The organism is Bacillus sp. 05T22, from assembly GCF_056396765.1.
The window spans coordinates 1-21,515 of sequence record NZ_JBFTMC010000078.1; the positions used below are offsets into that span (position 1 = coordinate 1).

A 21,515-nucleotide genomic window follows, 5' to 3' on the forward strand; every position below is an offset into this window, starting at 1 on the left:
TTATCATATGGTGTATTTACAACCGTTGTCACAGAAGCAACAAATCGCGCCATCCGTGCGCAGAAAAAAAGTGATTCGATTGTCGAGAATTTAACAATTTATTTTGTAAAGCCGGTTCAAATTGACAATGTTGTTTCTGTACATCCAAAGGTGTTAGAAATCGGTCGTAAATTTGGAAAGGTAGATGTGGAAGTGCGTCACGGAGGAGAGGTTGTTGGGAAAGCACTGTTAATGGTACAGCTGATTGATCGATAAGTATGGAAAAGAGCTGAATGAAGAATCCTTTTTTATAGGGAGGTTCATTCAGCTTTTTTTATGTATAAATACAAATTGAAAAACCGAAAGAAAGCCTATCTTTTTAGGTGGAAGAGAGGATCTTGCCATGCGTAGAAGCGGTCAGATCCTGTTTCAGCCCCATGCCAAGTGAAACCAAAAGGAGAAAATGACCTTTTGTTCTTCATAGCAGCGACTTATATGTTGGGATATTAAAAATGGATATATATATATAATTCCCTTCATTTGGTAATTGAAATGTAGTATAATCTAATTATCAGATAATTTGTATATAAAAGAAAAAAGGATGGTGTTCACTATGTCATCAGAGTTGCTCTTTTTTGGTGGTGTTGCATTGTTTTATTTTCTTGCCATGATACCTATTCAGTATCTTTACATTGAAGGGCTAAACGAGCAAAAACAACGAACAAAGCTTTCACAACAAGAGTTGTATAAAAATATGTCTTTTGAAGAAGAACAATTACATTTTCACGTGCAAGGAAGTCCTTTTAATATTCCACCTGCATTTGTTGCATATATGATTTTAAAAATAAAACAATGTAAAAAGCATCAGCATAAATGCTGATGCTTTTTACATTGTTTTATACGCTTCTGCTTCTTCGACTGCAAGAGGTGAGAAATGTTTATACTGACGGAATCCATTAAAAATACTTGCACCACCAAATAAGATAAATAACACGCCAACGATAATACGTGCGGTAGAGAGTTCTAAGAAAAATTGGTTTGCACCAAATAGCGCAACGAATACACCGAGCGCCATTGCGGATTTTCCAGCAAGCCATCCTTTTTCCATCGGACGATTTGTACGAAAATATTTTGTTTTATAGAAGAGATACAACATAAATGAGATGATAATACAAAAGACTAATACTGGCATGATATGATCCTCCGTTATTTTGTATTTAGGTAAATTTAAAAATAAAACCTCATCTTTTTAGGTGGGAGAGAGTGTCCGCCCAAGCATAGAAGCGGTCAGTGCCTGTTTTAGCCCCATGCCAAGTGAAAACAAAGGGAGGGAACGAGTGGAGAATCCCTTTTGTTTTCATAGCCGAGACTGATATGGCGGGAAAATAAACTGAATAAAACTGAACTGAAACCCCATCTTTTTAGGTGGGAGAGAGTGTCCGCCCGAGCATAGAAGCGGTCAGATTCTGTTTCAGCCCCATGATAAGTGAAAATAAAAAACATTATCGAAACTTTCTAACTATTATTATAAAGCAATTGTCCACATGGATAAATTATTTTCAGTTATAATGAAGGATAAAGTGAGAAAATTGATTACAGAGGTAGAAATCAATAAAAAGGAGACTATACATATGCACGAACAAATTTTAACAGCGATTAAAGAGTTTGATACGATTATTATTCACCGTCATGTGCGCCCAGATCCAGATGCATTAGGTTCACAATGTGGGTTAGGAACCATTCTTCAAGAATCGTTCCCAGAGAAAAAGATTTATATGGTTGGATACAATGAACCTTCTTTATCGTATTTACGAGTAATGGATGAAATTGATGATGAGACTTATGAAAATGCGCTTGTTATCGTTTGTGATACAGCGAACCAAGAGCGTGTTTGTGATCAGCGTTATATGAAAGGAAAGAAGCTTATTAAAATTGATCATCACCCAAATGAAGATCCATACGGGGACGTTACGTGGGTTGATACGACATCAAGTTCTACAAGTGAGCTTATTTATGAGTTTTACTCTTACGGAAAAGATAAAGGTTTAACAATCTCAAAAGAAGCGGCTCGTCTTATTTTAGCTGGGATTGTTGGAGATACAGGTCGCTTCTTATTCCCAAATACATCAGCAAGAACACTTCGCTATGCAGGCGAACTTGTAGAAATGGGAGTGGACTTTCCAGAGTTATATAATGAAATGTATAAAACGAAAGAGAAAATCGCTCGTTTAAATGGATTCATTTTACAAAACTTTACGATGACAGAGGAAGGTGCAGCTTATATTAAGCTGACAAAAGAAGTACTAGAAGAATTTGATGTACTTCCTTCAGAGGCATCTGGTGTTGTTGGAGCGCTTGGCAATATTGATGGATTAAAAGCTTGGGTTCTATTTCTAGAGGAGGAAGATGTGATTCGCGTTCGTCTTCGTTCAAAGGGACCGGTAATTAATAAATTAGCGATGCAGTATAACGGCGGAGGTCATCCGATGGCTTCTGGTGCGAAAGCATCTTCTTGGGAAGAAGCAGATCGTCTTTTCACGGACTTGTGTGAGATCTGTAAATAAAACAAGTACTTCATGTGTTAAAAACAAGAAAGGCAGGGCTCAGAAGCTCTACTTTTCTTGTTTTATGTTGATGCTAATTTCGAGCACAGTATCAAAGGAAATTGTTTCGATTTTAAAGCGGTAGCTTCGGTCATAATGTTTGTATACTTTATTTTCAATTGCTTTTATTAACAATTCTTTGTTTTTTGCTACGCTTTGAACGTTTTTTGTTACGAGGTGCTGAAGGTCTTCTTGAAGAGAAGTAATCATATTTTCAAGAGTAACACGGTCTAAATCGTATTTATCATGATTCGGAATCTCAATTTTAATTTCTTGGATCGTTAAAAGGCTTTTATTTTCCTCATTTAATTTAGTACGATCTTCCGTAAGAACATGAAGATTCTTTTTTAGCCTTGTAATTTCCGTTTCTTGAAACACAATTTTTTTTGCATAATCTTCTTGAAAAACGCCGTATATGTACAAAAAAATAAACCAACTCAAAATTCCTCCAACGGCAGCGCCACCTAAAAATAAATACCACTTTTTTGCTATTGTAGCGCTTGGAACCCTCATACATGATCCTGCGTAATCCATTTAATAATAATAAGGCCCGTTTGCATGCCGCCTGTTGCGAAAAAAATAAGTAAAATTTGTTTCACAATATCTTTTGTGGCACCTTCGAAAAAGGTTCGTTCAAAGCTATAAAATGTATCAAAAGTTCCGCCAATTGCTGCAACGAGTGCCCAAATACGTAAATTTTCTGCGAATTGATTTATGGCAGTAAGAGCTGGTTTTCCAACAAGAAATGCTCCAATTCCTCCGATTAAAGAACCACCAAGCATTACTCCAAAGGCAATAAAGTAAGTTGTAATGAGAAGAGAGAAAAAAGTTTGTCTTACATCCATCGTCATTCCCCTTTCTCCTCCATATATATGGACAAAGTATAAGAAGTATGTTTTGATTTCCGCTTTCTTCATCACCTATAATGAAAGTAGTCAAATAGATAAAGAGAGGGTACAACAGTGAAGTTTGTGCATTTACAATGTCAAACCGTTTATAGTTTGTTAAAAAGTGCTTGTAAAATTGATGAACTTGTAAGCCGTGCGAAAGAGCTTGGATTTTCATCGCTTGCAATTACAGATGAAAATGTGATGTACGGAGTGATTCCATTTTATAAAGCATGTAAGAAGAATGGCATACGGCCAATTATCGGATTAACAGCCTCTGTTTTTAGTGAGGAAGAAGAGCGATCCTATCCGCTTGTACTGTTAGCAGAAAATGAGATGGGATACCAAAACTTATTGAAAATTTCTAGCACCATCATGACTAAGTCTAAAGGCGGGATTCCGAAAAAGTGGCTTTCTCATTATGCAAAAGGGTTGATTGCGATTTCTCCAGGAAAAGATGGGGAAATTGAACAGTTATTGCTACAAGGAAGAGACGAGATTGCTGAAGAAGTAGCTCGTGCGTATCAAAATATGTTTGGAAGTTTTTATATGAGTTTGCAGCATCACGCAATTCAGGATGAACTATTCTTGCAAGAAAAATTACCACAATTTGCAAACGAAATAAACATTCCAGTCGTTGCGACAAATGATGTTCGTTATGTGAACCAAAGCGATGCGCTTGTGCAGGAATGCTTGCTATCTGTTCAGAGCGGAACAAAGATGACTGATCCAGACAGACCAAGGCTCAAAACAGACCAGTATTATTTAAAATCATCGGCTGAAATGGAAGCTTTATTTTCTCATGCAGAAGAAGCTCTTCAAAATACAGTTCGTATAGCTGAACGTTGCCACGTAGAAATTCCTTTCCACGTCAATCAATTGCCAAAGTTTCCTGTTCCATCTAACGAAACATCGGATGCTTATTTGCGCCGCATTTGTGAAGAGGGGCTAAATAAGCGATATGGGGCGGTTCAAGATGTACATAGGAAACGTTTGAATCATGAACTTGAAGTTATCTCTCGCATGGGATTTAGTGATTATTTTCTCATTGTTTGGGACTTTATGAAATACGGACATGAACATGGTATTTTAACAGGACCGGGCCGTGGCTCAGCAGCAGGTTCTCTTGTTTCTTATGTGTTAGAAATTACAGATATCGATCCAATTGAGTACAACTTGCTGTTTGAACGATTTCTAAATCCTGAACGTGTTACGCTTCCAGATATTGATATTGATTTTCCGGACATTAGACGTGATGAGATGATTCGTTATGTAAAAGATAAATATGGTCAACTTCGCGTTGCCCAAATTGTTACGTTCGGAACGCTTGCTGCAAAAGCAGCGATTCGGGATATCGCCCGCGTAATGGGGCTTCCGCCGAGAGATATTGACATATTTTCGAAACTGATTCCATCAAGGATTGGGATTACATTAAAAGAAGCACATGAAGAATCCGGGTCCCTTCGTGAATTTGTACAAGGAAATCTCTTGCATGAGCGTGTTTTTGAAATTGCGAAGCGTGTAGAAGGTTTACCACGTCATACGTCTATTCATGCAGCAGGGGTCATTATGAGTCAGGAGCCATTAACGGGAAGTGTTGCGATTCAAGAAGGACATAACGATGTATATGTAACGCAATATCCAGCAGAAGTGTTAGAAGAACTTGGTCTGTTAAAAATGGACTTCTTAGGCTTACGTAATTTAACGTTACTTGAAAATATTCTTACATTTATTGTGAACAAAACGGGTAAACAAATTGATATACGGAATTTACCTCTTCAAGATGAAAAGACATTCCAATTACTAGGAAGAGGAGATACAACAGGTGTATTCCAGCTCGAATCTGGGGGAATGCGGAATGTACTCCGCGGTTTAAAACCAAATGAGTTTGAAGATATTGTTGCCGTCAACGCTTTATATCGTCCAGGGCCAATGGAACAAATCCCAACCTTTATTGAGTCAAAGCACGGGAAGCGTCAAATTCATTATTTACATTCAGATTTAAAGCCAATTTTAAAAAGCACATATGGCGTTATTGTATACCAAGAACAGATTATGCAAATTGCTTCGCAGTTAGCGGGATTTTCACTCGGAGAAGCCGATTTGCTCCGCCGTGCAGTGAGTAAGAAAAACCGTGAGATTTTAGATCAAGAACGAAAGCATTTTGTACAAGGGTGTTTACGAAATGGATACGATGAAACATCTGCAGAACAAATTTATGATTTAATTGTTAGATTTGCAAATTACGGTTTTAACCGAAGCCATGCTGTAGCGTACAGTATGATTGGATATCAGCTCGCTTATTTAAAAGCGAATTATCCTTTAGAGTTTATGACGGCACTCTTATCCAGTGCGATAGGTAACGAAGATAAGATTGTGCAATATATACGTGAAACGAAGCGCAAAGGTTTTTATGTTTTACCGCCGTCTCTTCATAGAAGTAGTTATAATTTCCAAATAGAAGGGAATGCAATTCGCTATAGTTTGCTTTCGATTCGAAATATCGGGATGGCTACAGTGAATGCGGTGATCGAGGAAAGAGAAAGAAATCCATTTCAAGATTTATTTGAGTTTTGTCTTCGTATGCCAGCAAAGTTTGTTACGGAGCGTAATTTAGAGGCATTTGTTTGGGCTGGCTGTTTCGATGATTTTCAAGTTTCGAGAACAACTTTGTTTAACAGTATTAAGGGTGCTTTAGAGTATGCAAGCCTTGCGCGTGAATTGGGGGAAGAAAGTGTCCCAAAATCAGTATACGTACAAGGAGAAGAGCTATCTTTTATTGAACAATTAAATAATGAGAAAGAAGCGCTTGGCTTTTATTTATCCAGTTATCCAACGGCGCAGTATGCAAAGCTTGTAAAAGAACTAGAAATTCCGTCTCTTGCGCAAGCGATGAGCCAAAAGCGAAACGTACAGCGTGCGATTGTTTATGTAACAGGTGTAAAAGTCATTCGGACGAAAAAATTGCAAAAAATGGCGTTCGTCACTTTTTGTGATCAAAATGATGAAATGGAAGCGGTTGTCTTTCCGGAGACGTATATTCATTTTTCGGAGAGGTTAAAAGAAGGTGAAATTGTTTTAGTGGAAGGGACGATTGAACAACGAAATCATAAATTACAATGGATTGTAAACGGTCTTTATCCATTAGAACAAATGGATGTTTACAATGAAATGAGAGAAGCATCGATTTATGTAAAACTACCATCGCAGTATGAAAAGAAGTTGTTAAATCAAGTTACAAAAGTATTGTTTCACTATTCAGGTTTTGCGAAAGTACTAATTTATTATGAAAAGGAACATAAAATGGTACAATTATCTCGTAGTTTGTCAATTCATCCAAGTGAAGAATGTTTAGGAGCACTTCGCGAAATAGTCGGTGAGGAAAATGTCGTAGTGAAAATATAATGGACAATTTCCCTATAGTTCGATTATTATAGTAATAGCATTCGTGGTCAGACCACTTGGAGAGAATGATATCAGCAAGAATAATTTGAGGAGAGTGGATAGTTTGTCAACACTTCGTGAAGAAGCACTTCACATGCATAAAGTGCATCAAGGAAAATTAGAAACTGTATCAAAAGTAAAAGTAGAAAATGCTAAAGACTTAAGTCTTGCGTATTCTCCAGGGGTTGCAGAACCTTGTAAAGAAATTTATGACGATAAAAGTAAGGTATATGAATATACAATGAAGGGAAACATGGTAGCAGTTGTGACGGACGGAACAGCTGTACTTGGTCTTGGTAATATCGGACCAGAAGCATCTCTTCCAGTAATGGAAGGTAAAGCTGTATTATTCAAAAGCTTTGCTGGCGTAGATGCATTCCCTATTGCTTTAAATACAAACGATGTAGATAAAATTGTTGAAACTGTAAAATTAATGGAGCCGACATTTGGCGGTGTAAACTTAGAGGATATTGCAGCACCCAACTGCTTTATCATTGAAGAACGTTTGAAAAAAGAAACAAATATTCCTGTATTCCATGATGATCAACACGGAACAGCTATCGTAACAGTAGCAGGTCTTGTAAACGCACTTAAGTTAGTTGGAAAGAAAATGTCTGACATTAAAGTTGTAGCAAATGGTGCAGGTGCAGCAGGTATTGCAATCATTAAACTTTTATATCGCTATGGTGTACGCGACATTATTATGTGTGACCGAAAAGGTGCGATTTATGAAGGTCGCCCTGTTGGTATGAACCCGGTGAAAGATGAAGTTGCAAAATATACGAATAAAAATCGTGTAGAAGGTTCATTAGCGGATGTTCTGCAAGGCGCGGATGTATTTATCGGTGTATCTGTAGCGGGTGCATTGACTGAGGAAATGGTTCGTACAATGAATGACGATGCAATTATTTTTGCAATGGCAAACCCAGTTCCAGAAATTATGCCGGAACTGGCAAAAGCAGCAGGAGCAGCTGTTGTTGGAACGGGTCGTTCTGACTTCCCGAACCAAGTAAATAATGTACTAGCGTTCCCTGGTATTTTCCGTGGTGCACTGGATGTACATGCTACGCAAATCAATGAAGAAATGAAGATGGCAGCTGTACAAGCCATTGCAGAGCTTGTAGCGGCAGATGAGCTGAATGTAGACTATATCATTCCAGCTCCGTTTGACGCGCGTGTAGCGCCTCAGGTGGCGGCTTATGTTGCAAAAGCTGCGATGGAGACAGGAGTAGCTCGCCGTCAAGTAGATCCAAATGAAGTCGCTGAGAAAACAAAAAATTTAGCGTTGATTGGTAAAGAGTAAGCGAGGAATTTCTATTGACATCATCAAATACAAAAGTATATCTCGAAATTGTAAAGAAAATCCGTTCCATTATGGAAGAGGATGGTTTAGTCGCAGGTGATCGTTTACCATCTGAGCGCGAGTTAAGTGCGCGTTTAAACGTTGGGCGTTCATCTGTACGGGAAGCATTGCGAGCTTTAGAACTCGTAGGATTAATTGAAACAAGACGCGGTGAAGGAACGTTTATTCGAAACTTCTATGACAATGGTCTTGTTCAATTAATCGCACCATTTTTATTACAAGATCAGAAAACAATTCGTGATTTGTTACAGACGAAACAATTGCTTGAAAAAGATGTTATTCGAATCGTATGTGATTTACCGAAAGAAACGTTTTCTAGTGTATTAGGTATGTTGAAACAAGTTCTTAAAAAGGACGGAAGTTCAATTCAGGAGTTTCATCAAATGTTTTTCAAAACACTTATTGAACAAGTGGACAATTATTTACTATATCGAATTTGGAGAATTGTAAATGATTACGTTGCGACTCTTTCTTATGAAATTTCACTAGAATCTATAGAAATCTATAGAAATCTTTACGAAGTGTTATACGTGAAAAAAGAAGAAGAGGCGCTAAAAATTTATGATGAATTAATGGAAAACATACAGTTTCACTCGTAATGTATAAAATTTGTCGAAATAACCATGACACGTTATGACAAACAATCTATCGCATAGCGGTTAAAGTTAAACGTAAAGAGAGAGGTTATGAGTGCGTGTTCAAAAAAAGAGGATAAAGAGAACTGAGTAGCTATCTTGACCGGACTGTTTGAACATCCTCTATTAGACAGATTGAGAAGACAAGGCTAACATCGATTTTTGGTGTTAGCCACATTTTCTTCCTAACCTTAGCTCTCAACAAAGGGGGTCAAATTGTGCTAAGAGATTTATTCGTAAAAAAGAAAAAGTACGCTGCAATTCCTTCAGAACAAGTACGAAGAGATGTACCGGACGGTGTTATGACAAAATGTCCGAAATGTAAGAAAATCATGTATACAAAAGAGCTTCTTAAAAATTTAAAAGTATGTGTAAACTGTGGCTATCATCATCCTATGAATGCATGGGAACGCCTTGATAGTGTATTGGACGAAGGTTCATTTCGTGAGTATGACAAAGAGATGGTTTCGTTAAATCCACTTGGGTTCCCAAATTATGAAGAAAAATTAGAGAGTGATCGCAAGAAAACAGAATTAAATGAAGCAGTTGTGACAGGTGAAGGAACAATTGATGAAATGCTTGTTGTGATTGCAGTAATGGATTCTCGCTTTCGAATGGGCAGCATGGGCTCTGTTGTAGGAGAAAAAATTGCACGTGCAGTTGAAAAAGCATACGAATTACAAGTTCCATTTATTATCTTTACTGCATCGGGCGGTGCGCGTATGCAAGAAGGTATTTTAAGCTTAATGCAAATGGCAAAAACGAGCGTAGCTTTGAAAAAGCATAGCAATGCTGGAGGATTATTTATTTCTGTTATGACTCATCCCACGACAGGCGGTGTTTCAGCGAGTTTCGCTTCACTTGGTGACTATAATCTTGCAGAGCCAGGTGCACTTATCGGCTTTGCTGGTAGACGTGTAATTGAACAAACAGTGCGTGAGAAGCTGCCAGAAGACTTTCAAACGGCAGAGTTTTTACTAGAGCACGGTCAATTGGATGCGGTTGTGCATCGCGATGATATGAGAGAGTCGCTCCGTAAGATTTTAGAAGTTCATCAAGGAGGGGAAACGGCTATATGGCAGAGCTAGAATTTGAAAAACCAGTTGTTGAGCTAAGAAATAAGATTCGTGAACTGAAAGACTATACGAAAAACACCCAGATGGACTTCAGCGAGGAGATTCGTATTTTGGAAGACAAGCTAGAAAATTTAGAGGAAGAAATATACGGCAATATGAAAGTATGGGACCGCGTTCAAATTGCTCGTCATGCAGAACGACCGACAACGCTCGATTATATTGAGCGCTTATTTACTGATTTTTTTGAATGTCATGGAGATCGTCTATATGGCGATGATGCAGCGATTGTCGGCGGCATAGCGAAATATGATGGCATGTCTGTAACAGTAATTGGGCACCAGCGCGGGAAAGATACGAAAGAAAATATTCGTCGTAATTTTGGAATGCCTCATCCAGAAGGATATCGAAAGGCACTACGTTTAATGAAGCAAGCGGAGAAATTTAATCGTCCAATCATCTGCTTCATTGATACGAAAGGTGCTTATCCTGGTAAGGCTGCTGAAGAACGTGGGCAAAGTGAAGCGATTGCACGTAATTTATTCGAAATGGCAGGGCTTACTGTACCTGTGATTTGCATTGTTATCGGTGAAGGTGGCAGTGGTGGTGCGTTAGGTCTTGGAGTAGGAGATTACATTCATATGCTAGAAAATTCCACTTATTCTGTTATTACACCAGAGGGAGCGGCAGCGATTCTTTGGAAAGATGCAGGAAAAGCGAAAGAAGCTGCAGAAGCGATGAAAATCACGGCGGCGGATTTGAAAGAATTAGGTGTAATTGACGAAATTATTCCAGAAGCACGCGGCGGTGCGCATCGTAATATTCTAAAGCAATCAGAAAATATTGACTTAATGTTGAAAAAAACATTCGGGCAATTAAACGGTATTTCGAAAGATGAATTAATCGAAAAACGTTATGAAAAATATATGAAAATTGGGCAAGTTTCGTTTTCAAACGCTTCCATTTGGATAAAATAAGAAAAGCGTGCGTTCCATTTCGCGAATGCACGTTTTTATTGTGAAAAGACACATCTTCTCCATTGTATTTTTATATTTCTTCATGTTATTTTATTATAAGGTAAATAATCTTTATGAGGTGAGTACAAATGAAACGTATTGGTGTATTAACAAGTGGTGGAGATTCACCTGGTATGAATGCTGCCATTCGTGCAGTTGTTCGTAAAGCGATTTTCCATGATGTAGAAGTATATGGTATCTACCATGGATACGCTGGATTAATTTCTGGTCACATTGAAAAATTAGAACTTGGTTCTGTTGGCGATATTATCCACCGCGGTGGTACAAAATTATATACAGCAAGATGTCCTGAGTTTAAAGACCCAGAAGTACGACTAAAAGGTATCGAGCAATTAAAGAAATTTGGCATTGAAGGAATTGTTGTTATTGGTGGAGACGGTTCTTACCAAGGTGCTAAAAAATTAACAGAGCAAGGATTCCCGTGTGTCGGTGTACCAGGTACAATTGATAATGATATTCCTGGGACAGACTTCACAATTGGTTTCGATACAGCATTAAACACTGTTATTGATGCAATTGATAAAATTCGTGATACAGCTACATCTCATGAACGTACATATGTTATTGAAGTAATGGGGCGTCACGCTGGTGATATCGCATTATGGGCTGGTTTAGCAGATGGCGCAGAAACAATCTTGATTCCAGAAGAAGAGTATGACATGGAAGATGTTATTGCTCGTTTAAAACGTGGTAGTGAGCGTGGAAAGAAACATAGTATTATCGTTGTAGCAGAAGGTGTTGGAAGCGCGATTGAGATTGGTAAACACATTGAAGAAGCAACAAACTTTGATACTCGTGTAACTGTATTAGGTCACGTACAACGTGGTGGATCACCAAGTGCACAAGATCGTGTATTAGCAAGCCGTCTTGGCGCAAGAGCAGTTGAACTGTTGATTGAGGGTAGAGGTGGACGCTGCGTTGGTATCCAAAATAACAAACTTGTTGATCATGACATTATCGAAGCGTTAGCTCAAAAGCATACGATTGATAAAGATATGTATCAATTATCTAAAGAATTATCCATCTAATTGGCGTAATATCGAATATTTGGGAACGGTTTCATAATTTTCGGAGGTGCAATATGCGTAAAACTAAAATTGTATGTACTATAGGTCCTGCTAGTGAAAGTATTGAGAAATTAGAGCAATTAATCGAAGCGGGTATGAACGTTGCTCGTTTAAACTTCTCTCATGGTAGCCATGAAGAGCACGGAGCACGTATCAAAAACATTCGTGAAGCTTCAAAGAAAACTGGTAAAACAGTTGCGATCTTACTTGATACAAAAGGTCCAGAAATCCGTACACATGACTTCGTAGACGGACAAGCTGAGCTTGTAACAGGTGCAGAAGTAGTTATCTCTACTGAGCAAGTATTAGGAACTGCAGAGAAGTTCTCTGTATCTTATGCTGGTCTTTATGAGGATGTAGACTCAGGTTCTCGTATTCTAATCGATGACGGCCTTATCGAACTAGAAGTAATCGAGAAAGCTGACGGAAACATCCGTACAAAAGTATTGAACAGCGGAACTGTGAAAAATAAAAAAGGTGTTAACGTACCAAACGTAAGCATTAAGCTTCCTGGTATCACTGAAAAAGACGTACAAGATATCGTCTTTGGTATCGAGCAAAAAGTTGATTTCATCGCGGCATCTTTCGTTCGTAAAGCAGCTGACGTGTTAGAAATCCGTGAATTGTTAGAAGCGCATAATGCACAATTCATTCAAATCGTACCAAAAATTGAAAACCAAGAAGGTATCGATAACATCGATTCTATCTTAGAAGTTTCTGACGGTTTAATGGTAGCTCGTGGTGACATGGGTGTAGAAATTCCACCAGAAGAAGTGCCGCTAGTACAAAAACGTCTAATCAAAAAATGTAACGTATTAGGTAAACCGGTTATTACTGCAACACAAATGTTAGATTCTATGCAACGTAACCCACGTCCAACTCGTGCGGAAGCAAGTGACGTAGCGAACGCAATCTTTGATGGTACAGATGCAATCATGCTTTCTGGTGAAACTGCAGCGGGACAATACCCAGTAGAAGCAGTAACAATGATGGCGAACATCGCAGTACGTGTTGAAAAATCATTGCAATACGAAGATATGTTCAAAAAGCGTATTAAAGAGTTCACTCCAACAATTACAGATGCAATTAGTCAATCTGTTGCACACACAGCGCTTGCTCTTGATGTAGCTGCAATCGTAGCTCCAACAGAAAGTGGATATACTGCAAAAATGATCTCTAAATATCGTCCAAAATCTCCAATCGTAGCTGTAACATCTGACGAGCAAGTGGGCCGTCGTCTTGCGCTTGTTTGGGGTGTAGAAGCGTTTATGGCTGGAAAACGTGCAGCATCTACTGATGAAATGTTAGATACTGCAATTCAAACAGTTATGGATGCAGGTCTAATCGGACTTGGAGATACAGTTGTAATTACTGCTGGTGTACCAGTTGCTGAAACTGGTACAACAAACTTAATGAAAATCCATGTTGTTGGTGAAGAAATCGCTAAAGGACAAGGGATTGGTCGCAAAGCTGCAAAAGGTAAAGTAGTTGTAGCGAAAACAGCTGCAGAAGCTGTAGCGAACGTAACGAAAGGTGACATCCTTGTTACAACAAGCACTGATAAAGATATGATTCCTGCAATTGAAAAAGCTGCAGCTCTAGTTGTAGAAGAAGGTGGCTTAACAAGCCATGCGGCTGTTGTAGGTGTATCAATCGGTATCCCGGTTATCGTTGGGGTAAACGGTGTGACAACGACTTTAAAAAATGGCCAAGAAGTAACAGTTGATGCGGCGCGCGGAATTGTTTATAATGGACATGCGGAAGTGCTATAAGAAGTAATATGGAGAGAAGGATCGGAGTCCTTCTCTTTTTTTAATTTAAATACAAAAACCATTCTGAAAAAAGAAATCTTCGGTAGTGGGAAAGGGATTTCATTTTTTGTTTGATGTTTTGTGGGTTGTTTTGAGGGCATGAGGAGATCGAGAGAGTCTAATTAGGCTGTTGTTAGGGTAGCGTGAGTATCTTGCTTCCTGTAAATAGTGTGATGAAGGAGGATGAGGGAATGAAGTGGCTTCTTTTTCTTTTAATTTTAATTCCTGCTGTTGAAATAACAGTATTAATTGGATCTAGTCATTTAATTGGTATGTGGTCGACGTTTGCTATGATCGTGTTTACAGGTGTACTTGGCGCTTATTTAGCAAAACGACAAGGGCTTATAGTATTAAAGGAGATTCAATTTCGGTTAAATAGAGGTGAAATGCCAGGAGATGCTGTATTAGATGGTATTTTTGTTTTTATAGGTGGACTTCTTCTTTTGACACCAGGGTATGTGACGGATGTAATCGGGTTTATTTTTATATTTTCKGTAACACGACAGCCGTTTAAGTTCATGATGATTAAATGGTTAGAGCGGAAAATAAGAAGAAACACGACAATTATTGTACAAAAATAACACTTGAAACAGAAATGTTGTAAGTGTTATTTTTTTGTCGAAATATAAAATGTATATTTATTCATTTGTAGAAAAAGGAAGAAAAGGGATTGATATTTATGTTTAAAATAGAATAAAAATACAAATGTATTCTCGGTCGTATTATTTTATGCAAAAAACAAGGGAATCCCCCATTTATTATAGGAAATTCCCTTGTTTATTTTATTGCGAACAACGACTATTGTGGAAAATTTATTTTAATGGTGTGCCTTTAATAAACTTCCATAAATCATGAAATACATGAGCTTTGTGCAATGTGTTTAATAATACTAATGTGACTGGGCCAATGATTAATCCTAAGAAACCGTATAGCTTAAACCCAACGAATAACGCAATAAGTGTTGGTAATGGATCGAGTCCGATGTTGGATGATAACACTTTCGGTTCCATGATTTGTCTTTGAACAATGACAACAATATATAAAATAAGTAGACCAATTGCGAAAGCTGTGTCCCCTGTGAAAAATACATATATAACCCAAGGAACAAAGACTGCTCCCGTTCCTAAATAAGGAAGTAAGTCTACAATTCCTGTAATGATTGCGATTGTGATGGCGTATGGTACGCGCAAAATTAATAGTCCAATTAGTACGATGACGGTAGTCATAGATACAAGTGTGAGTTGTGCTTTTATAAATCCAAATAATGCTTTTCGTAAATCAACAAAAATAGTCTTTCCGTATCCGTGTATGCGATTTGGAAGTAATCGCTTTACTTTGTGAGCGAGTGTATGCCAATCAAAACTAATAAAGAAAGTCGCTAATAAGACGAAGACGAGGACTGTTAAAGTTGTTGGGAGTGCACTGATGAAATTTGTTAATCCACTTATAATGGCGGTTAACAGCTCTTTCATTTGTTTTGTTGCTTCCGTTCCTAGATTTTGAATGTTTTGTGTAATTGTATATTGTTGTGATTCACCAAGGTGATTAAATTTAGAAATTAAATCATCATATAAAGGCATAATATTATTGAGTGCAAATTGCTGTGCATACTGTACAATTGCTGGAAACTTCTCTGTGACGATTTGTAGTAAGTAAGTTGTGGCGGAAATCGCTTCTGTCACAAGATATGTAACAAGTCCGACGATGGCACCGAACACGAGAATTAAGCTGACGAGTACCGCTAAGGCACGAGGGAACTGTAGTTTTTGATTGAGAAAATTTACGACTGGATTAATCAAATAAGCAAAAGCTAATGCGATGATAAAAGGGTATATAAGACCTGAAACATACAAAATCGCATAAAACCCAATTGTTATTGCTAAAATGACAAATATAAGTCGCAATACGATATACAGTGAGTTTCGATTCAAAGGTGCTTACCTCCCATTCCAAATTGTATTTATGTTATAGTGGAATGATGGATTTATCCTGCTATTCGCGGGCAGTATGAATTACTTCAAGGTGTGAAGTGATCGGCGCGTAAAAGCTTGACGGTGAAGGCTAATCAATAGTAAATGTTTTCTCTGTACTGATTGACGAGAGCCTCACTTTACCTACTTTTTATTTTACTGGTTTCTTATAAGAAAAGAAAGAAGTGTGCTTTTCTTTCTCGGTAAATATAAAAACAACTTATTTTGGTCTTGTTTAGAGCGTTTAAGGTCTGCTGTATCATCTATATTGATTGATGAATACTCTTGCCTATATCGTGTATAACGATATGTTTAACAGCGATTTACTTTGTAAACAGGTTCATTATTTTCAGAAAGGAAGTGTAATCATGATTAGTCAATCAACGTTATTTTTATTCATACTACTTATTATTGGACTTATTGCTAAAAAYCAATCGCTCACTGTAGCAGTTGGCGTTTTATTTTTATTAAAGTGGACGTTTCTAGGAGAAAAAATCCTTCCATATTTACAAACAAAAGGAATTAATCTTGGTGTAACGGTTATTACAATTGCGGTTCTTGTTCCGATCGCTACGGGTGAAATTGGATTTAAGCAGCTTGGTGAAGCAGCTAAATCATATTATGCATGGATTGCGCTCGCTTCAGGGATAGCGGTTGCTTTGTTAGCAAAGGGTGGTGTGCAGTTATTAACGAACGATCCTCATATTACAACTGCGCTTGTATTTGGAACAATTATTGCAGTTGCATTATTTAATGGAGTTGCTGTAGGACCATTAATTGGAGCTGGAATTGCCTATGCTGTGATGAACATTATACAGATGTTTAAGTGAAGAATTTTATAGTAATATAAAATTTTTGAATTCTTTCCATTCACAAAAGTCAGATAATTGTTTATAATAGAATTAGAAAACATGTAAAGGCTACATAGCAACGAAGACTTACACCAGATAAAATAAAAACAACATAAAATAATTTTCTGCTGACATTGTTTTATGTTGTTTTTATCATAAACTCTTCGAAACTAGTTTTCCTCACCATCTATTGTTCTAAGCGTGAGGATTCGGAGAGAAACTCACGCTCATGCTTTGATAAAGCAATGGAACAACGAGATGGGAACATCACAACAAATTTGCATGATCGTGCATTTTGCTTGCCTAAAGAGTGAACGGGCGTTCATAATTTAGAAGGGAAGCAAACAGATATAAGGGAGCAAGGTTGGGAGAATTTTCAGGAAAAGGAGAGAATGTCATGACTGTTATTCGAGGATTAGAAGGGGTAGTAGCAACAACATCATCCGTAAGTTCTATTATTGATGATACATTAACGTATGTTGGGTATAATATTGATGATTTAGCGGAAAATGCTACGTTTGAAGAAGTGGTATATTTATTATGGCACCGTAAACTTCCTAATGAAGAGGAATTAAATGAGTTAAAAGAAACTCTATCTGAATATTCTAAAGTTCCAAGTGAGATTTTATCATATTTAAAACAAGTAGATTTAAAGATTGCACATCCGATGTCTGTTTTACGAACTGCGATTTCCATGTTATCATTATACGATGAGAGCGCTGAATTAATGGATGAGAAGTCCAATTATTTGAAAGCGGTTAAATTACAGGCTCAAGTAGGGACTCTTGTTGCAGCGTATGCAAGAATTCGTAAAGGTTTAGAAGTGGTTGAGCCACGAAAAGATTTATCATTAGCTGCAAACTTTATTTATATGTTAAATAACCGCGAACCAAATGAAGTGGAAATTGAAGCTTTTGATAAAGCTCTTGTACTTCATGCGGATCATGAATTAAATGCTTCTACATTTACAGCTCGCGTTTGCGTTGCTACACTTTCAGACGTATATTCTGGTATTACAGCAGCGATTGGTGCTTTAAAAGGACCTCTTCACGGCGGAGCGAATGAAAATGTAATGAAGATGTTAAAAGAAATTGGCGAAGAAGAAAATGTAGAATCCTATATTCATAACGCACTTCAAAATAAGGTGAAAATTATGGGATTTGGCCATCGCGTATATGAGCACGGTGATCCTCGCGCGAAACATTTACGTGAAATGTCTAAGAAATTATGCGTGCTTTTAGGGGAAGAAAAATGGTATAATATGTCTATCAAAATCGAAGACATTGTTACAAAAGAAAAAGGTCTTCCACCAAATGTCGATTTCTATTCTGCTTCTGTTTACCATTGTTTAGGAATTGATCATGATTTATTTACACCAATCTTTGCGATCAGTCGTATGTCAGGTTGGTTAGCTCATATTCTAGAACAATATGAAAATAACCGCTTAATTCGTCCGCGTGCTGATTATAATGGACCAACGCATCAACGCTATGTTCCATTAGCACAACGATAAGTTAAAAACACTATTTAGATAGTGAAAATACGCTTTCAAAAATCTGATTTTTTTGCAAAGATGTAATGATTGGAATATTTTAATTTGACTAACGGTTTGAACTGAGGGGTTTATTCCCTCAGTTTCACACATATGAAATTTCAAACATGGGGGTTATCACAGTGACGACAGGAGAAAAAATTACTGTAACGAATGGTGTTATGAATGTACCAAACAATCCAATTATTCCTTTTATTGAAGGTGATGGAATTGGACCAGATATTTGGGCGGCAGCATCTCGTGTATTAGAAGCAGCTGTTGAAAAAGCTTATGATGGTGAGAAGAAAATCGTTTGGAAAGAAGTGCTTGCAGGGGAAAAAGCATTCAACCAAACAGGCGAATGGTTACCAGAAGAGACGTTAAATGAAATTCGCGAATATTTAATCGCGATTAAAGGCCCACTTACAACGCCTGTTGGTGGCGGCATTCGTTCTCTAAACGTAGCGCTTCGTCAAGAGTTAGACTTATATGTATGTYTACGTCCAGTTCGTTATTTTGAAGGTGTTCCTTCACCTGTAAAACGTCCGGAAGATACTGATATGGTKATTTTCCGTGAAAATACAGAAGACATTTAYGCTGGTATTGAATATGCACAAGGATCTCCAGAAGCACAAAAAGTGCTTGAGTTCTTAAAAGAAACAATGGGTGTAAACAAAATTCGCTTCCCAGAAACATCAGGAATTGGTATTAAACCAATTTCAGAAGAAGGAACAAAGCGTCTTGTTCGTGCTGCAATTCAATATGCAATTAACGAAAAACGCTCTTCTGTTACATTAGTTCATAAAGGAAACATTATGAAATTTACAGAAGGTGCTTTCAAAAACTGGGGTTATGAAGTTGCGGAACAAGAATTCGGCGATAAAGTATTCACTTGGGCTGAATATGACCGTATTGTTGAAAAAGATGGTAAAGATGCAGCGAATAAAGCGATGACAGAGGCTGAAGCAGCTGGTAAAATCATTGTTAAAGATTCTATTGCGGATATCTTCTTACAACAAATTTTAACACGTCCGCGTGAGTTTGATGTTGTTGCAACAATGAACTTAAATGGCGATTATATTTCTGATGCACTTGCAGCACAAGTAGGTGGCATTGGTATTGCACCTGGTGCAAACATTAACTATGTTACTGGACATGCTATTTTTGAAGCGACACATGGTACAGCTCCAAAATATGCAGGTTTAGATAAAGTGAATCCATCTTCTGTTCTTCTTTCAGGAGTATTATTATTAGAGCATTTAGGATGGAATGAAGCTGCGAAATTAGTAACTGCTTCAGTAGAAAAAACAATTGCTTCAAAAGTGGTAACATATGACTTCGCACGTCTTATGGATGGCGCAACTGAAGTGAAATGTTCCGAATTTGCTGATGCCCTTATTAACAATATGGACTTAGCAGTAATCAAAAACGCATAATTCAGAGTGGGGGAGAAAGTATGACAATCAAACGCAAAAAAGTATCAGTCATCGGTGCAGGATTTACCGGAGCAACAACAGCGTTTTTATTAGCTCAAAAAGAGCTTGCAGATGTTGTATTAGTGGACATTCCACAACTGGAGAATCCAACAAAAGGGAAAGCGTTAGATATGTTAGAAGCAAGCCCTGTACAAGGTTTTGATGCTAACATTATCGGCACATCTGATTACGTAGATACTGCTGATTCTGACGTTGTTGTTATTACAGCAGGAATTGCACGTAAACCAGGTATGAGCCGTGATGATTTAGTAGCAACAAACTCTAAAATTATGAAAAGTATTACGAAAGATATCGCAAAACATTCACCAAACGCAATTATTGTTGTGTTAACAAATCCAGTTGATGCAATGACATATTCTGTATTTAAAGAAGCTGGATTCCCGAAAGAGCGTGTTATCGGTCAATCTGGTGTATTAGATACAGCTCGTTTCCGTACATTCATCGCACAAGAATTAAATCTTTCTGTTAAAGACATTACAGGATTCGTTCTTGGTGGCCACGGTGATGACATGGTGCCTCTTGTACGTTATTCTTACGCAGGCGGTATTCCATTAGAAACATTAATTCCTGCAGAACGCTTAGAAGCAATCATAGAACGTACGCGTAAAGGCGGCGGCGAAATTGTAAGTTTACTAGGAAACGGTAGTGCATACTACGCGCCAGCTGCTTCTTTAGTTGAAATGACTGAAGCGATTTTAAAAGATCAACGCCGTGTATTACCAGCTATCGCATACCTTGAAGGTGAATATGGCTATAGCGACCTTTACCTAGGTGTACCAGTAATTCTAGGTGGTAACGGAATTGAAAAAATTATTGAATTAGAACTTCGTGAAGAAGAAAAAGAAGCGTTAGATCGTTCAGTAGAATCTGTACGTAACGTTATGAAAGTTCTTGTTTAATACAAAATATATGTTAGAAAAAGATTCGGGGCCCCGAATCTTTTTCTACTATTTAGAGGATTATTTTTTTAAAATAATATGAAAACGCTATCATTAATTGTGTCCTACAATGGGAACATAGACTTATAATATACATTGCCCTCATTATAGTAGCGCTTCGGATAATATATTGCTTTTGGTAGGATAATAAAATAAAAATTGGAGGGGGATTGTAACATGTTAAAGAAAAAAATTCAAATTGGTCGTCGAATGGATGAGATTACAGTAGGAGAAAAGTTATCTATCACTGAAAAAATTGAGGATAAAGATCTGTTATTGTATTTAGGATTAACAAATGATTCAAATCCATTATATATTCAGCATGATTACGCATCCCAAACTCCGTATGAAAAACCAATTGTACCAAGCATTATGTTAACGGGTATGATTACAACGGCAGTTACGAAATATTTACCAGGTCCAGGCAGTCATGTTGTTAGGAAGGACCTGACTTTTGTGAAGCCTGTACATCATTATGAAACTTTGCAAATTCATTTTGAAGTTGTAGCAGTTGTGGGGGAAGAGCATACGATTGATATGCGTGTATTCGCTTATGATGAAAAAGAAGAAGTGGTTGTGAAAGGTGTACTAACAGTAGCGCCGCCTTACAAATCAGCTTCTATTTTAGAAAAAGCGTTGGATAATTTTTAATAATGAGTTAGTAAGAGTGTAATGAAAAATAGTGCTAACCTATTATATGCTAGGTTAGCACTATTTTTTTATCCCGCATTAACGGACAGTAACACTCCCACCTCAAAATTCAGCGAAAGCAAAGAAGTTAGGTGGGAGATGAACTGTCCGTAAAAGCCCGATTCGTTCAACTAATAATC

The 21,515-nt window shown here is 37.6% G+C and carries 20 protein-coding genes; 16 read left to right on the forward strand and 4 right to left on the reverse strand.

What is annotated here, in order from left to right:
* Both AC1DIT_RS19935 and AC1DIT_RS19940 read left to right on the forward strand, forming a co-directional pair.
* A partial coding sequence (locus AC1DIT_RS19935; protein ID WP_476998363.1) for a hotdog domain-containing protein occupies positions 1-255 on the forward strand: 255 nt, incomplete at its 5' end.
* A 337-nt stretch (positions 256-592) separates the two neighbouring features.
* Entirely contained in the window at positions 593-859 is a 267-nt protein-coding gene (locus AC1DIT_RS19940) for a DUF3949 domain-containing protein (protein WP_016116599.1), read from the forward strand.
* Between the two features lie 6 nt (positions 860-865).
* Here AC1DIT_RS19940 and AC1DIT_RS19945 read toward each other — a convergent pair whose 3' ends face one another.
* Complete coding sequence (locus tag AC1DIT_RS19945; protein WP_006096165.1) at positions 866-1,171, reverse strand: YtpI family protein; 306 nt, start codon at positions 1,169-1,171, stop codon at positions 866-868.
* A gap of 439 nt (positions 1,172-1,610) precedes the next feature.
* Between AC1DIT_RS19945 and AC1DIT_RS19950 the strand changes: the two genes are divergently transcribed.
* Complete coding sequence (locus tag AC1DIT_RS19950; protein WP_016116598.1) at positions 1,611-2,543, forward strand: DHH family phosphoesterase; 933 nt, start codon at positions 1,611-1,613, stop codon at positions 2,541-2,543.
* A gap of 48 nt (positions 2,544-2,591) precedes the next feature.
* Here the strand turns inward: AC1DIT_RS19950 and ytrI are convergent, their stop codons facing one another.
* Together ytrI and ytrH are read right to left on the reverse strand one after the other, a co-directional pair.
* Positions 2,592-3,095: a sporulation membrane protein YtrI gene (gene ytrI / locus AC1DIT_RS19955; protein WP_016116597.1), complete on the reverse strand. Its 504-nt coding sequence runs from the start codon at positions 3,093-3,095 to the stop codon at positions 2,592-2,594.
* Positions 3,092-3,427 carry a sporulation membrane protein YtrH gene (gene ytrH, locus AC1DIT_RS19960; protein ID WP_033671552.1) on the reverse strand — a complete coding sequence of 112 codons (336 nt, stop codon included), beginning with the start codon at positions 3,425-3,427 and terminating at the stop codon, positions 3,092-3,094. The genes ytrI and ytrH overlap by 4 nt, the downstream gene beginning before the upstream one ends.
* A gap of 117 nt (positions 3,428-3,544) precedes the next feature.
* Here ytrH and dnaE point away from each other — a divergent pair, with 117 nt between their 5' ends.
* From dnaE to AC1DIT_RS20000, 8 genes are all read left to right on the forward strand, one after another.
* Entirely contained in the window at positions 3,545-6,874 is a 3,330-nt protein-coding gene (gene dnaE, locus AC1DIT_RS19965; protein WP_016116595.1) for a DNA polymerase III subunit alpha, read from the forward strand.
* A gap of 133 nt (positions 6,875-7,007) precedes the next feature.
* Entirely contained in the window at positions 7,008-8,216 is a 1,209-nt protein-coding gene (gene ystJ, locus AC1DIT_RS19970; RefSeq protein WP_170927928.1) for an NADP-dependent malic enzyme, read from the forward strand.
* 14 nt (positions 8,217-8,230) lie between these two features.
* Entirely contained in the window at positions 8,231-8,875 is a 645-nt protein-coding gene (locus AC1DIT_RS19975; protein WP_016116593.1) for a FadR/GntR family transcriptional regulator, read from the forward strand.
* A 254-nt stretch (positions 8,876-9,129) separates the two neighbouring features.
* Positions 9,130-9,999 carry an acetyl-CoA carboxylase, carboxyltransferase subunit beta gene (gene accD / locus AC1DIT_RS19980; protein ID WP_006096170.1) on the forward strand — a complete coding sequence of 290 codons (870 nt, stop codon included), beginning with the start codon at positions 9,130-9,132 and terminating at the stop codon, positions 9,997-9,999.
* Positions 9,987-10,961: an acetyl-CoA carboxylase carboxyl transferase subunit alpha gene (gene accA, locus AC1DIT_RS19985; RefSeq protein ID WP_016116592.1), complete on the forward strand. Its 975-nt coding sequence runs from the start codon at positions 9,987-9,989 to the stop codon at positions 10,959-10,961. The genes accD and accA overlap by 13 nt, the downstream gene beginning before the upstream one ends.
* A gap of 128 nt (positions 10,962-11,089) precedes the next feature.
* Positions 11,090-12,049 (forward strand): 6-phosphofructokinase, encoded by a 960-nt coding sequence (gene pfkA / locus AC1DIT_RS19990; RefSeq protein ID WP_016116591.1) that lies wholly within the window; start codon positions 11,090-11,092, stop codon positions 12,047-12,049.
* A 53-nt stretch (positions 12,050-12,102) separates the two neighbouring features.
* Positions 12,103-13,860: a pyruvate kinase gene (gene pyk / locus AC1DIT_RS19995; protein ID WP_016116590.1), complete on the forward strand. Its 1,758-nt coding sequence runs from the start codon at positions 12,103-12,105 to the stop codon at positions 13,858-13,860.
* Positions 13,861-14,090: 230 nt separating this feature from the next.
* Positions 14,091-14,480 carry an FxsA family protein gene (locus tag AC1DIT_RS20000; protein ID WP_016116589.1) on the forward strand — a complete coding sequence of 130 codons (390 nt, stop codon included), beginning with the start codon at positions 14,091-14,093 and terminating at the stop codon, positions 14,478-14,480.
* Between the two features lie 231 nt (positions 14,481-14,711).
* Here the strand turns inward: AC1DIT_RS20000 and ytvI are convergent, their stop codons facing one another.
* Positions 14,712-15,830 (reverse strand): sporulation integral membrane protein YtvI, encoded by a 1,119-nt coding sequence (ytvI, locus tag AC1DIT_RS20005; protein WP_016116588.1) that lies wholly within the window; start codon positions 15,828-15,830, stop codon positions 14,712-14,714.
* A gap of 407 nt (positions 15,831-16,237) precedes the next feature.
* Here ytvI and AC1DIT_RS20010 point away from each other — a divergent pair, with 407 nt between their 5' ends.
* The 5 genes from AC1DIT_RS20010 (at position 16,238) to AC1DIT_RS20030 (ending at position 21,336) form a co-directional block, all read left to right on the forward strand.
* Entirely contained in the window at positions 16,238-16,699 is a 462-nt protein-coding gene (locus AC1DIT_RS20010) for a DUF441 domain-containing protein (protein ID WP_003200968.1), read from the forward strand.
* Between the two features lie 385 nt (positions 16,700-17,084).
* Entirely contained in the window at positions 17,085-18,233 is a 1,149-nt protein-coding gene (citZ, locus tag AC1DIT_RS20015; RefSeq protein WP_003200970.1) for a citrate synthase, read from the forward strand.
* A gap of 161 nt (positions 18,234-18,394) precedes the next feature.
* Positions 18,395-19,687, forward strand: coding sequence for an NADP-dependent isocitrate dehydrogenase (gene icd / locus AC1DIT_RS20020; protein WP_016116587.1), 1,293 nt, complete (start codon positions 18,395-18,397; stop codon positions 19,685-19,687).
* A 20-nt stretch (positions 19,688-19,707) separates the two neighbouring features.
* The gene (gene mdh / locus AC1DIT_RS20025; RefSeq protein ID WP_016116586.1) at positions 19,708-20,646 is read left to right on the forward strand and encodes a malate dehydrogenase; all 939 of its coding nucleotides are present in this window, start codon (positions 19,708-19,710) and stop codon (positions 20,644-20,646) included.
* Positions 20,647-20,862: 216 nt separating this feature from the next.
* A complete protein-coding gene (locus tag AC1DIT_RS20030) occupies positions 20,863-21,336 on the forward strand; it encodes a MaoC/PaaZ C-terminal domain-containing protein (protein ID WP_016116585.1) in 474 nt (157 codons plus the stop codon).
* Positions 21,337-21,515 lie beyond the last annotated feature (179 nt).

Bases quoted from the DNA above. Each gene is read 5' to 3' on its own strand.
- ytrH (WP_033671552.1), bottom strand. From the start codon at position 3,427: ATGGATGTAAGACAAACTTTTTTCTCTCTTCTCATTACAACTTACTTT.
- pyk (WP_016116590.1), top strand. From the start codon at position 12,103: ATGCGTAAAACTAAAATTGTATGTACTATAGGTCCTGCTAGTGAAAGT.
- AC1DIT_RS19950 (WP_016116598.1), top strand. From the start codon at position 1,611: ATGCACGAACAAATTTTAACAGCGATTAAAGAGTTTGATACGATTATT.
- pfkA (WP_016116591.1), top strand. From the start codon at position 11,090: ATGAAACGTATTGGTGTATTAACAAGTGGTGGAGATTCACCTGGTATG.
- ystJ (WP_170927928.1), top strand. From the start codon at position 7,008: ATGCATAAAGTGCATCAAGGAAAATTAGAAACTGTATCAAAAGTAAAA.
- mdh (WP_016116586.1), top strand. From the start codon at position 19,708: ATGACAATCAAACGCAAAAAAGTATCAGTCATCGGTGCAGGATTTACC.
- AC1DIT_RS20030 (WP_016116585.1), top strand. From the start codon at position 20,863: ATGTTAAAGAAAAAAATTCAAATTGGTCGTCGAATGGATGAGATTACA.
- AC1DIT_RS19940 (WP_016116599.1), top strand. From the start codon at position 593: ATGTCATCAGAGTTGCTCTTTTTTGGTGGTGTTGCATTGTTTTATTTT.
- AC1DIT_RS19945 (WP_006096165.1), bottom strand. From the start codon at position 1,171: ATGCCAGTATTAGTCTTTTGTATTATCATCTCATTTATGTTGTATCTC.
- accA (WP_016116592.1), top strand. From the start codon at position 9,987: ATGGCAGAGCTAGAATTTGAAAAACCAGTTGTTGAGCTAAGAAATAAG.
- ytrI (WP_016116597.1), bottom strand. From the start codon at position 3,095: ATGAGGGTTCCAAGCGCTACAATAGCAAAAAAGTGGTATTTATTTTTA.